14 protein-coding genes are annotated in these 13,242 nt (G+C 30.6%); 2 read left to right on the forward strand and 12 right to left on the reverse strand.

Annotated features, from left to right (window positions below; all coding sequences use genetic code 11):
* Window positions 1–111: 111 nt before the first annotated feature.
* From KLA_RS00005 to KLA_RS17445, 4 genes are all read right to left on the reverse strand, one after another.
* Entirely contained in the window at window positions 112–549 is a 438-nt protein-coding gene (locus tag KLA_RS00005) for a hypothetical protein (RefSeq protein WP_034642655.1), read from the reverse strand.
* A gap of 133 nt (window positions 550–682) precedes the next feature.
* Complete coding sequence (locus KLA_RS00010) at window positions 683–1,306, reverse strand: hypothetical protein (RefSeq protein ID WP_034642659.1); 624 nt, start codon at window positions 1,304–1,306, stop codon at window positions 683–685.
* 15 nt (window positions 1,307–1,321) lie between these two features.
* Window positions 1,322–2,605, reverse strand: a complete 1,284-nt coding sequence (locus KLA_RS00015) for a hypothetical protein (protein WP_034642664.1) — start codon at window positions 2,603–2,605, stop codon at window positions 1,322–1,324.
* A 275-nt stretch (window positions 2,606–2,880) separates the two neighbouring features.
* Window positions 2,881–3,861, reverse strand: a complete 981-nt coding sequence (locus KLA_RS17445; protein WP_051456013.1) for a helix-turn-helix domain-containing protein — start codon at window positions 3,859–3,861, stop codon at window positions 2,881–2,883.
* Between the two features lie 124 nt (window positions 3,862–3,985).
* Between KLA_RS17445 and KLA_RS00025 the strand changes: the two genes are divergently transcribed.
* The gene (locus KLA_RS00025; RefSeq protein ID WP_034642669.1) at window positions 3,986–6,412 is read left to right on the forward strand and encodes a TonB-dependent receptor; all 2,427 of its coding nucleotides are present in this window, start codon (window positions 3,986–3,988) and stop codon (window positions 6,410–6,412) included.
* Window positions 6,413–6,432: 20 nt separating this feature from the next.
* Window positions 6,433–7,800 (forward strand): hypothetical protein, encoded by a 1,368-nt coding sequence (locus tag KLA_RS00030; protein WP_034642672.1) that lies wholly within the window; start codon window positions 6,433–6,435, stop codon window positions 7,798–7,800.
* Between the two features lie 73 nt (window positions 7,801–7,873).
* On the opposite strand, the gene KLA_RS00035 is transcribed toward KLA_RS00030, so the two are convergent.
* The 8 genes from KLA_RS00035 to KLA_RS00070 all read right to left on the reverse strand — a co-directional run bounded on the left by KLA_RS00035 (window position 7,874) and on the right by KLA_RS00070 (window position 13,237).
* On the reverse strand, window positions 7,874–8,344 hold the full coding sequence (locus tag KLA_RS00035) for a hypothetical protein (RefSeq protein WP_034642675.1): 471 nt from the start codon (window positions 8,342–8,344) through the stop codon (window positions 7,874–7,876).
* A gap of 26 nt (window positions 8,345–8,370) precedes the next feature.
* The gene (locus tag KLA_RS00040; protein WP_034642676.1) at window positions 8,371–8,997 is read right to left on the reverse strand and encodes a hypothetical protein; all 627 of its coding nucleotides are present in this window, start codon (window positions 8,995–8,997) and stop codon (window positions 8,371–8,373) included.
* 7 nt (window positions 8,998–9,004) lie between these two features.
* A complete protein-coding gene (locus KLA_RS00045) occupies window positions 9,005–9,574 on the reverse strand; it encodes a hypothetical protein (protein ID WP_013621793.1) in 570 nt (189 codons plus the stop codon).
* Window positions 9,575–9,904: 330 nt separating this feature from the next.
* Window positions 9,905–10,255: a hypothetical protein gene (locus KLA_RS00050; RefSeq protein WP_013621792.1), complete on the reverse strand. Its 351-nt coding sequence runs from the start codon at window positions 10,253–10,255 to the stop codon at window positions 9,905–9,907.
* 103 nt (window positions 10,256–10,358) lie between these two features.
* On the reverse strand, window positions 10,359–11,021 hold the full coding sequence (folE, locus tag KLA_RS00055; protein WP_034642683.1) for a GTP cyclohydrolase I FolE: 663 nt from the start codon (window positions 11,019–11,021) through the stop codon (window positions 10,359–10,361).
* On the reverse strand, window positions 11,014–11,418 hold the full coding sequence (locus KLA_RS00060; protein ID WP_034642685.1) for a MerC domain-containing protein: 405 nt from the start codon (window positions 11,416–11,418) through the stop codon (window positions 11,014–11,016). Before KLA_RS00060 ends, folE begins: the two co-directional genes overlap by 8 nt.
* A 193-nt stretch (window positions 11,419–11,611) precedes the next feature.
* The gene (locus KLA_RS00065) at window positions 11,612–12,643 is read right to left on the reverse strand and encodes an OmpA family protein (RefSeq protein ID WP_034642686.1); all 1,032 of its coding nucleotides are present in this window, start codon (window positions 12,641–12,643) and stop codon (window positions 11,612–11,614) included.
* 204 nt (window positions 12,644–12,847) lie between these two features.
* Complete coding sequence (locus KLA_RS00070; protein WP_034642688.1) at window positions 12,848–13,237, reverse strand: RidA family protein; 390 nt, start codon at window positions 13,235–13,237, stop codon at window positions 12,848–12,850.
* Window positions 13,238–13,242 lie beyond the last annotated feature (5 nt).

Raw genomic sequence — 13,242 nt, forward strand, 5'->3', positions numbered from 1 at the left:
CAAACTAGTCCAAGTATGAATATTTGGATACTTTAAACCTTCCCAAAATAAACCCATCTAATTTTTAAGCTCTTAGCTTCTATATTTTATATACCGTGTAGTAGGCAGTATTTAATCTTCAATTATCAACCATTCATCAATCCAAACTACTCCATATTTTATAATTTTATTGTTTGAGATTTTTTCCTCAATATAGATTTTATCAAATGGGTTATATTTTAATATATTCTTGTTTTTTTTATTGATAACATACTCTAAATCAACAATTTTAAGTTTGTTTAATATTTTCACGGAACAAGTATCTTTAACGCTTTTTGTCTTGTTAAAACTAAAAGTTTCATTACAGATTTTGAAATTAATTATATTACCATAATCTTCATATTCCTTTCTAAATTTGTTTAATTTTTTATAGCCTTTCCCTTCAACAGGAACTTTACATTTTTCATTACTTATAGCATTAAATAATATAAAAACAGTTTCTTTCTTTTTTTCTTGAGAGAAACAAATTAGAGTTGAAACTAAAAAAAGTATTAATGTTAGATTTTTCATTCTGTACAGCTTTCGTTAGAGTTATTGGTTATGTAGTCAGAAATTACTTTATTTATTCTTTCTCTTTCGGTTTTAGACAAACTAGTCCAAGTATGAATATTTGGATACCATATTTGTTTGCATTTCTACAACATTAATCATCACATTCCTTTTCAAAAAGAATACGCAAAATACGTTGAGGGCTTTCAAAATTATAACCTTCAATTGGAGAATTATAAATCGTTATATCTACACTAAACCCAAGCGATTCACTTTTTATTTTGCTCCAAGTAATTGAATTTGTATCCTTATAATCTTCTAAAGTAGGCATTGGTATTTTGGAAAGCAGTTCCATAGCCTCTTCGTTCTCTTCTTTTGGCAAGCTAACGCCATGCTTGTCAAAATAATATTGATTGGGACTACAAACGGATGAATTCCCATACTGGTTGAACATTCTTTGATAGAATTCATCACCATCGCTAACGGTAATCCTCAACCCAAATTTTTTAATCTTACTATTCTCGGAAATATAGAAAGAAGCTGAACTTATCGGATATTCTAAGAAAGTATAAGCTTTTGACGTATTTGGTTCATAGTAAAAATCGCTTTTATATTCTATATCCCAATTGTCTAAATCACTGTCTACTGTTTTTCTGAAATCCTCGTTTATAATATTATTTAAATCTGAGAACAGAATAGATTCATTTAATTGGGATTTGGATATCATTGGAGTAATTAATAAAATAGTTATAATAAAACATTGAATATTTTTTTTCATAATCTAAAATCTAAATTAACAATCAGGAACAGTAAGTCCAATATTAGTTTCATAGTCATGTACCTCTCCATTCCATCCAGAAGGCGGATATTTTGAGGCTGTTCCTCCAATTCTGGTAAACTCTTCTTTGGTAAACTCGAGTAGTTTAGAGGATAACAATCCTATATATGACTGACCATTAGGTGTACAAGGTATGTCATCTTCGAAATATTTATTAAGTTTTTTAAATGCTCTTTCCAAAGCCATAGCAGATTCTTTCTTAGCTCTAGGTTTCCAAGAAGGAAGTGTAAAATAATAAGTAGACTGCGGAAATACATATCCTATACCTGGGCATCTGTCCATCCTTAGCACAGGATGCTCTATTCCTTTAACAGCAGCCACTTTTACTCCTGTTAAACCTAAGTCCTCATATTCAAAACTTCTGCATGCGGTATGCCATATACCATCAGCTTCGTTATCTTCCACCGAAACTTGTCGTATGAGTCCTCCCGTAGAAACATTTCTATACTCATAGTTGTAAATTGGTGCTGGTGAAGTACTACTACCAACATAAACCCATGTTGTATAACTCTCTTCTTTTATACTTTGAACATTATAACCTGTAAAATTATTATGTACATCATAATATTCATTAACCCAAGCTACGTAAACATATACTGTTACTCTTTGGTACCCTCCACTACCATTATTGGTTTCATCAGGGTTACATACATAATTTATATCACTACAACTATCAAACTCGTCTGAGCTTGCTTTAGCAGATTTACTACCTACTACTTCATTTTTTTTAATTTCTAAAAAAGAAGCAATAACCTCTCCGTTTTCATACGTTAAAATATCATCAATTTTACCTGTATTAGATAAAATAAATTCTAAACCGTTAAATCCATTTTTTTGTAAAGGAGAAGGGTTAGGTGTTATAGTATTTGCATAAGGTTCAAAACGATGTATTTTTAAATCAGTTTTTCCTTCTTTAGTTTTTGCTATAACCCAGTGCGTTGCAGGTAAAAAATTTTCACCTTTATAAATACCACCTTTGGATTCAGCTTTAAACATATAAGTATCGTTTCCAAAATCTTTTTTGTTAACTTCTACTAGCATAGGATTATTCCAATCAACAATAAAACTACCTTTTTCCAACATCAACTCATCTTCTATAGTTGAAGTATTTAATATATTTTTTAAACTTGAATACTTAAATTCTTCAGTACTTGTGTTATCCTCAGACTCATTTGTACAACCAACAAAAAGAAGGCTTACAAAAAATATAAATACTGAAGAATAAAATAAATTTTTCATTTTTTAATTTTAAGGTTATCAATTTCTATAGCTATTTCGGTAATCATATAAAATATGTACTTAAATCTATTTTAATTACAAAACACGACTCACATATTTTTTAGAACCACTTATCTAGTGCTAATTTCCTACAATAATAGTAATTACAAACTTATTAACAAAAATTAATTAAAAAATATCAAACGTACATTTAAAGAAGTCGTATGTTTTTTATTAAAAAAAAACACGGAGACCCAAATTACTTAGGAGAAGAACAAGAATTGGTGAATTAGTGGTTATTTAATTAGTTTACTTGGTAAGTAGCCAATTGTTTTTTTAAAAGCTGCCGTAAAATGCTGTGGGTTAGAGTAGCCAACTTCATAAGAAACCTCAGCAATAGACAAGCCTTTTTCCTGTATAAGCTCTTTTGCTTTTTGCATTCTTAGTTGGGTTATGTGTTTAAAAATGGTGGTTTTATATACCTTTTTAAAGTCGCGTTTTAACTTTGTTGTATTAAAACCAGCAATAAGCGATAAATGATTAATGGTTAGTTTTTTCTTTAAGTTTTGGTTACAATACGCCTCTACTTTTACCAGTGCTAAATAATCTTGCTCAGCTATAATTGCCTCTTCTGCCACAGGTTTTGCTGTTTTCATTAAAAAATCTATTAGTAAAACTACAAGCCTGCTTTTTAAATAATTGTCTTTTAAACTACCAGTGTATTTACACTGTAAAATTTCGTTAATCTGGTTTTTAAATTTTAAAGGTATTTGTTTACTTTTTTTATAATAAGCTGCTGGTTCTAGGGCGGTAATTTTAGAAAAAAACTGTTTTAAATCTGTCCCAAACTCAGCACCTACAATTTTTGCCAATTCTTGCGGTGTAATATATACCTCTAAAGTTTTATGGTGCCTACCTGTATACGTTTCTACTGTTGGTAAAACTGGCACAAAAAACATATTACAACACCCTTCTGGCACATTTACCTTAAAATTGGTTGTATTGGTACAAGAGTGTAAATAATTACCTCGCAATGAAAAATGCAACTTTACAAATCTAACATCACTAGTAACATCTACATTAAACCCTATTTCTGTTACTGTGTTTTTATTAGCTACAACTATAGTACTATTACACACTAAGACCTCTTCATCTACTTGGTTGTGTACATTACTTACTATGTTGGTCCCCTTTAAACTAATTTTATCTTGGGTAGCTTTTACAGTGCTACAATTAAAATTAATAAAAGAAGAAAAGCTTTTTAACCCTACACTCATTATTTCTTAATACGTTGTTAAAACTTCCTTTTACGTTAGTTGTTTCAGTTGTCCTAAACTTAGATTTGCAAATCTAAATTAATTTAGACTAAGTCTTAATAAATATAAAAAATATTTTAATTCTATGTTAAAAATAGTATCAGTTTTAAGCCTGCTATTAACTTTTCCGGTTTTTTCACAAGCATCTGAAGAAATTGAAACAGGTACTATATCTGGAGTTATTTATTTTAAAAATGGTATACCGGTTGCAGAAGCATCTGTTTTTACAGAAAAACCAATTCAGCACTCTTATACAAACAGCAAGGGATACTTTACACTAAACAACCTTGGTTACGGAACTCATAAAATTGCAATAAAATACTACGGCAAAGACATTGAATATATTACGGTTAAGGTATCTAAAAAAAACACAAAAATTAAACATACACTTAGCTATAATGAAGACAATGAGCTAAATGAGGTGTTACTAAACGGTAAAACAAAAGAAACCCAAATAGAAACTCAAGGTTTTGCTGTAAACGTAGTAAAAACTGAAGAAGCAAGTATTAGAAACATACAAACAAATGAGCTACTTAACACTACTGTTGGTGTAAAAATAAGACAAAATGGTGGTTTAGGGTCAGACGTTAGCTATAGTCTAAACGGATTATCTGGTAGTGCTGTACGTATTTTTATAGACGGTATTCCTAGTTCTATGTATGGTTCTTCATTTAACTTAAATAGCATACCACCTTCTATGATAAAAAATATAGAAGTATACAAAGGTGTTGTTCCTGGCCATTTGGCAGATGATGCCTTGGGTGGTGCAATTAATGTTGTACTAAAAGATAATGCTAAAACTAATTTAAATGCATCTGTATCTTACGGGTCTTTTAACACCTTACAAGCTAGTGTTAATGGTTTGTACAGGTCTAACAATAGTGGTTTTACTGTAAAAACTTCTCTTTTTCACAATTACTCAGATAACGACTATAAAGTATCTGGAAGAAGTGTAGTTGTTACTGGTTTAGGTGGTGTACAAACCCCTATAACAGCTCGTAGGTTTAATGATGCTTACCGCTCTACTGGTGGTATGGCACAAATTGGATTTACAAATGTAAAATGGGCAGATCAGTTTTTGGTTGGTGTTACCGGATCTGATGATTATAAAGAGGTACAGCATGGTGCTTTTATGACAATTACGCCATATAAAGACAGGTTTTTAGAGTCTAATGCATTACTGGCTAATTTTATTTACAAAAAAAATGATCTTTTTACCAAAGGATTAGATGTTACAATAAACGGTGTTTATGGTAAAAGAAACCGTACTGTTAATGACACTGTTTCTTGGGCCTATAGTTGGAACGGAGATAGAGCAATTGATTTTAGAGGAGATGAATACCAATATACTTGGAGATCTCAGCAAGAAGGCGGACCAACTTTAGCTAAAATTAAAAGAGATGTTTCTTCTATTAGAACAGGTATATCTTACGCTATTAATAAGAATAACAAAATAGTTGCCAATCATATTTATAGTGGAATTGATAGAGAAGATAGTGACGAGCTAAGGTCTGTTTTAGAAAACACATTTAAAGGCACAAGAAATTTACATAAAAACATATACTCTTTAAGTTATGAGCTGTCTGCCGTAAATAACAAGTTAAAAGCAAATGTGTTTGGTAAATTATATCAGCAAAAAACAGAAAATATAGACCCAGAGATACAAGAAGATAGTAATGGTAATGCTACTGTTGTAGATGAAATTACTGTTAGTGATGTAGAGCACACTGGTTATGGTTTTGCTACATCTTACACCATAACACCTACTATTACCGTATTAGCATCTGCAGAAAAAGCCATAAGATTACCTAATGAAACAGAGGTTTTTGGCGATGATGGAGACAATGTAGTTGCTAACACAAGTATTAATCCAGAGCAAAGTAACAATTACAATTTAGGGGTTAGGTTTGGTTCTTTTCAGGTTAAAAAACACAATTTTACTGTAGCTACCAATTTGTTTTCTAGAAACATAAAAGACCGTATTGGCTTACCTATAGAAACATCTTTAAATATTGATGATGAACTAATTGTATACGTAAACCAAGGAAGCGGAACATCTAAAGGTATAGACGCACAATTAAATTATACGTTTAACAACAACTTTAATCTAAATTTTAATGCCTCTACGTTTAAACTAAATATAGAGAGTAATGGTATAGACATAGCTGTACCTAACACTCCGTTTTTTACTATGAATGGTAATGTGCGTTACGCTTTTAAAAATGTAATACAACAAAAATCTAGGTTAAACCTTTTTTATACAATGTACTTTACAGATGAGTTCTCTTACCTACCACCACAAGGTAAAAATACTGTAGGAGACGAGTTTTTTAAAGTACCTACACAATTGGTACAAGATTTTGGACTTAGCTATGTTTTTCCTAATAAAAAACTGATTGCAAGTTTTGATATTAAAAACATTTTTGATGAGCCTGTGTACGACAACTTATCGGTACAAAAACCAGGTAGAGCCTTTTACTTTAAACTTAATTATACCATAAATAAATTTTAATTTTTTAAACATTATATAAAATGAAACGTAATTTAATACATATTAAATCTTTTGCTGTAGCCTTTGCTACATTAGGGTTATTGGCTTCTTGTAGTAGTGATGATAGCGGAGATGCACCAACAGATACTGAAGAGCCAATTGCTGGCAGATGGATAACTGTTGCAGCAGCTAAAATGGGAGACAATCCTGGAGATGGTAATGGTGGTACTTTAATTTACTCCTTATCTAGTGAAGATGCCAAAGACCCAACGGTATCTATTGCTCCTTTTGATAACGGATTTATTGTGCCATCTAACAGAACTGCAAGGTTACAATCATCTGAAGATGGTAGTACAATGTTTAATATTAGTTATGCTGGTGATACTGGTGGTAATTATACAAAATACACTGTAGAAGGCGGACAAAATTTTACCAAAACAGGTACAGAAGTTAGTATTGCTCCTTATGTTGGTACTGCTCCAAGATGGATAAAATTATTTGATGGTGACCAAACAGGTGCTGCTGTTTATGTTTCTACAGAACACCAGTTTGATGATAATGGTACACCTGATGATGCCACTGATGATACATATTTACACACTGAAGCTACTATGGGTGTAGTTACTTTAGATTTAGAAAACTCTTCTATTAAAAACTTTGAAGAGCAAAGCATTTCTTTATCTGCAGAAGAAGAAGCTCAAGGTTATTACATTTCTAGAATAGATATGCCTACTTTAAATGCTGCTGGAGATAAATTATACATTGGCGCACGTTTAAGTAAAGTAGACCCTGCAACTGCAGAGTCTGACAGTGATTATGAAATTTTAGGTTCTAAAACAATTGTATTAGACTACCCATCTTTATTAAACCCAACGGTAATTACTTCTACTGCCGGTAATGGCAATACAAACGGTTACCGTAGTATTAATGCATTTTTATACAATGGTAGCGTATACCAAGCTAACCAAAGTGATCCTAATGGTTCTCATATCTTAAAAATTGATGCAGATAATGAATATGATAATTCGTATGATTTTAATTTAGATGATGCTTTAGGTGTAGAAGGTGCTTATATTTTAGCTTGGAGACCAGCTGCTAATGGTAAAGCTGTTGTTGCTTACCGCCATAATGGTTCTGCAGAAGGTATTTCTGGTAGAGGCGAAAGCTTTTTTGCATTGGTTGATTTAAATGCAAAAACAGCAACAACTATAAATGACATTCCTTACGAAGTAGATTTTGAATTATTTCAGTACCAAGGTTTTGTTGTAGATGGTGATGATATTTACGTAACACAAGCTCCTGTTGGTAAAAACGGAAACATATACGTTATAAACACTGTAACTGGCCAAGTTACAAAAGGTGCAGAACTAGTTAACACAACTGGTAGCCACTTTATTGGTGCTTTCTAGTATTAATACAAACGCATAAAAAAGTCCCTTATCTAAAATTTAGATAAGGGACTTTTTTGTTTTAAGTAAGCATCTATGCCTCTACAGCTTCTTCCTTTTTCTTCTTTTTAAATAATGCACCTAAACCTGCTTCATGCACTTCTATTTCTATATTCATGTTGTCTTTAATAGTGTTTCTTACTTCATCATAAATTTCAGAATCACTACCATATATTAAGCGTATTACAATTCTGCCAATAAAGCCTACTTGGTTATTTAAAAACCCTAACCAGCCCGCTAATGTAGCTTCAGAAAAGTTTATAGTTGTGTACTTAGGTACAGATGGTGATGAGCTAGATGTTGTTTGTAAACCAACAACCGTTCTGTGGTAAGCATTTTTAATTACGGTAATTTGATCTTGAGCCGCTCCGCCAACCATAGCACCAGCTAAGCTTGCTTTTTTCTTCAATTTATACTCGTACTTATCTCCTAATTTTTCTTTTAATACTTTTTCTACGTCTTCAATTGTAGGATGATCTACTGCTTTGTACAATTCTATTTTCATTCTAATTTTATTTAGTTGGTTATTATTTATTTTTCAAATACGTTTAATCCTTCTGTAGCTACAAGTGTACCATTTTCATCAGTTTTAAATGAAAATTTAAACACATTGCTATCTTCTATTCGTTTGCCGTAAAAACTGTTTTCTTTGGTAGAGATTTTATCAGCAAATAAATTAAAAGACTCATTTATTTTTCCTGTCTCTTGATCTACAATCATACTATAACTACCTTCTAACCTGTAGTTATTAAATTCTTTTGTTTCTTTTTCTATTAAAACAATTGCCTTGTTATAATTTGCTAGGATATTATCTACATTAAAATCTTTTAATTTTACGGCTTTTGTATTATCAGTCTCTTTTACTCCAGATTCTGGTTTAAAAAGCTTATTCATTACTGTAGAATAAAACCACATAGAAGATTTACCTTTTTCTGCTAGCATAACAGTTACTTGCTCTACCTCTATAGAGTTTAAACTTTTGTTAGAAATAGTTAAAGAGTAAGCATCTTTGTCTAACCCAAATTGGTCTTCTACTATTTTTTTTATTTCTGAAACTCCTTCTTTTGTACTTAATACTATAGTACCACTAGTTCCTTTTCCACAACTAGATAAAACTAGAAGCAACACACAACATAAACTTTTTATTACTTTACTCATTTTACTACTACTTTATTAAACTTAATGCATTATTCTTATCTACTTTAAAGCTATACTCATCATAAATTATGGTGATAACTTTACCAACTTTATTAGCCCCTACTTCATATTGCAAATCAAATTCAGAAAAAATATCTCCATTTTTATCTGCTTCAAAAACCCAATCGTTAAGTATGTAGTCTGATTTTTCTTTAAACAATCCTTTTTCTTTTAAAAGCGCTATAGCCTCTTTATATTTAGTAGGAATAATAGATACATTAGCATCTCCTACTTTAAAAGGCTTATTTTGTTTAAATAAATTTGCAAACGGACTTTTTACGGGATCTGTAAAACCATTATAAACAAACTTGTCCTGAAAAAAAATGTCCTTAACCTTATATACTCTTGTTATATTATCTAGGTTACTTTTTAAAGTAGATGCGTTTAATGACAATTGATACACTTCAAAATCATCATCAAAATTCTCTTCTAAAATTTTTTCAATGTTTACAATTCCCTCTTCTGTACCTATCTCCTTGTCTTTGCAAGAAAACAAGGTTAGAGTTAAAAAAAATAATACCATTAATCCCCTTCTCATCTATAATTATATTTTGTACTGTTATTAATTACTTTTTTACACAAAGCAAACGTACAGATAATTAAGGAGTTATAGTTGTATGAATATATATATGACCGGGTTTGGTATATATTTGATGCTGTAGAGGTACTATTGTAAACTTTTAGTATTTAAAACTATGTTTAGAGAAAAAATTTATACCAAAATAATAAATAGCAGTATTTATTACAGTTGATAAGCAAAACTGGTTTATGTATGGTATGCTAAACAGCAATTTTGGTAAACATAAAAATTGCTGTTAATATGTAATTTTTATAAAATAGAGTATGCCCTATAAGTTTAGGTATTGTATTACTGCTTTCTATAATCGTACTCACAAAAAATAGCAAGCATTTTTTTATCCTTTCCTTTATCTAAATAAAGCATTGCTTCTGTAATGTGCTCTTCATTACCATCTGCATCAGTAATATCAAACTCCAAAGCAACATCAATCATACCTGTATCTCCAATAGGCGTAATTTCTCCTATCTTAAAGTTTTTAATTACTGCGTCTTTTGGTATTTTATCTTCTTCACAATACCCACTCGCTATTTTTTGATAAACATCTTGACTAATTTGCTGCTCAAACGTTATTTTCTTATCACAAGAAACAATTATAAGAAAGAAAAGAATAACTAATAGTGAGTGGCTTGTATTTTTCATATTTAAAATTTGTTTGGTTGGTTGTTATTATTAGTACACCAATGTAACAAATAAAAAACACATACAATTGTGAAGGTTTAGATTACTGTTTTTATTTTTAAAATTATACCGTTGTTTTCTCTATTATTTTTAAAAAGTCGTTTCTGGTTTGCTCATTGGTAAAACAACCACCGTACTCTAGTGTTGTGGTAAAACTGCTTTTATCTTTTATGCCTCTAGATGATACACATAAGTGTTTTGCTGTTACCATAACTATAACATCTTGTGTCTCTAATGTATTTTGAAGGTCTTTTAATATTTGCAAAGACAACCGCTCTTGTACCTGTGGTCTGTGCGCATAATAATCTACCAACCTATTTATTTTAGATAACCCAATAACCTTATCTTTTGGCACATATGCAATGTGTGCAAAACCCGTTATTGGTAAAAAATGATGCTCACAAGAGGAGTCTATAGTAATGTTTTGCTCTACCAACATTTTATTGTAAGCATACTTGTTTTCAAAAACAGATAATTTTGGCTTGTTTTTAGGATCTAAACCATAAAAAAGTTCTTTAACATACATTTTTGCAACTCTATATGGCGTACCAGATAAGCTATCGTCTGTAATATCTAAACCTAACTCTTCCATTATTTTTTTAAAGTGATGCTGAATAGCGCTTATCTTTTCATCATCAGACTTTAGAAAAGCATTTTTACGCAAAGGAGTATCTACACTTGTAGCTATATGGTTATCTCCTACTGTTTCTATATTATTTTTATCCATTATTACTACAACAATTATTGGTTTTACACTGGCAATATTTTAAGTTATAAATATGCAATGCAGCAAGTACAATAGCTATAATATAAGTTACGGTTTCTGGTAAAGAAAGTAACTGTATTTTTTCGTTTACAATTAAAAAAAACAGGCTAAACCAGCTTGTCCAAAGTAAAGGTTTCATAAAATTTTTAGAGGTATTTTTTGCAGATTGCAATACCGCAAAAAATGAAATAATTAAAAAAATGTAATCTAAGCTACGCCACCATACCGGACTAGTTACACAGCCACCAGCAGCACAACTATGTGCTATAAAAATAAAAGGTGTAGCAAAGCAATGAACTAAGCATAAGGCACTGGCAAGTGCGCCAAAAGTATCTGGCCTGTTTAACGTTAATTTCAAAATAAACTATATTTAATGCAACAAGATTGCAAATATAAGAATGTATTTTGTTAATGCAACAAAGTTGTAATAAATTTATAAGATATTAAAAAACAATAGCCTCTGAATAAAAAATTCAGAGGCTCTGTTTCCTTATAAATAACCCTTTAACAAAACTTATTACAAATTGCTATAAAAGGCTACTTTACATATACTATATTTTTCTTAGCTCTACTCTTCTATTTTGTGCTTTACCCTCTTCTGTAGTATTATCATCTAAAGGTTTTGTTTGTCCAAATCCTTCACTTTTTAAACGGGTCTCATTAATACCTTCTTCTACAATAGCCATTAGTACGGCTTGTGCTCTGTTTTTAGATAGTTTTAGGTTAGAAGAAGCGTCACCTACATTATCTGTGTGCCCTTCAATACTAATTTTTAGTTCTGGATTAGATTTCATCATTTTAGATATTTCACTAATTACTTCATAAGAATCTGCCTTAATTCTAGATTTACCAGTATCAAAATTAATATGTAATGTAGCAATACCTTTATCAGTAATTTCTTTTAAAATATCCTCTGCAGTAACTTTTTGTATTGTTTGTACAAACGCTTTATTTTCTACAACTGAAATGGTTTTGGAGTTAGAGGATACTTGAAAAGCTATTTTTTTATCTGCGGTTTTAAGCACATAAAAACTAACAGGATGGTTTACCACATCTGCTCCATAAAACTCGTGCATATGTTTGTAAATAGCATTTGGACTGTCGCCCCATTTTTGAGTTAACTCTGACGGAATTTGTCCTTCAAAAATTAAATTTGCTCCAATAGATTTTAAATATTCAGAGACACTTTTATCAAATAAATATTGTTGCCATTCTTTATCGCCTTCCATTTTTATTTGCATACGCTCTACTCTACCGTCTAGTACAAAAAACGTATTACCATCAAAAAACTCAAGCTTATCAAATTCAAAAGATTCAGATCCATCTTTGTCTACAATCATCCCTTTTGGTGGTGTAATGTAAGGGTACGCACCAATATCTAGGGTAGATTCAGGTATATTATCCCATAAAAATTCTTTTACATTAGTATTATCTGGTTTATCTGTTTGTACATCCTTTTTTGTAACAGTCTCTTCTTTTTTAACTGGTTCCTGTAGTTCATTTTTCTCTGTTTTTTTATCATTTTTACATGAAATAAAAGCTAAGGCAACTAAAAGACTTGCAAGTATAGATATATTTTTCATTGGAAAATATTTAATGGTTTTTATTATTACAGAATTAGTTTTAAAGTGTTTATATATTTCCGTACCAAATTAGCAAATAAATAGTACATAAAAAATAGATAAATACATATACTACGGAGTTCATAAATAGGCGTAAACTAGCTATTACCTTTACACATTGTCAGCTATTTGTTTTTTTTATGATTTTAGAGCCTTAATCCAATATTATTTTACCACGGTAACTTCTAATTCTATTTTTAAAGTTTCAAAAAGACTTTTAACCTCTAATAGTGTACTTGCTTGCTTTATGTTATGTTTCTTAATCCAATTCTGGAAAACATCAAAACAGGTAAAAAGCTCTTCAGATGAAGTTGTATAAATGTTTAATCTCACAATATTTTTACATTCATAACCGGCTTCCGTTATCACTTTTTCTAAATTTTCTATAGATTTAATTAATTGAGTTTGCATATCTGCAGTGCTAGATTTTCCATCAGCATCTATTGCTGTTTGCCCAGAAACATACAAAGTTCCTTCTGGTTTTCTTACTTCAATTGCTTGTGCATAACTTCTTTCGTTCTGCCATTTCCAAGGATTAATTATTCTTTTTTCCATTTTTT

The organism is Cellulophaga geojensis KL-A (genome assembly GCF_000568425.1).
In the GTDB taxonomy this organism is placed as follows: domain Bacteria; phylum Bacteroidota; class Bacteroidia; order Flavobacteriales; family Flavobacteriaceae; genus Cellulophaga; species Cellulophaga lytica.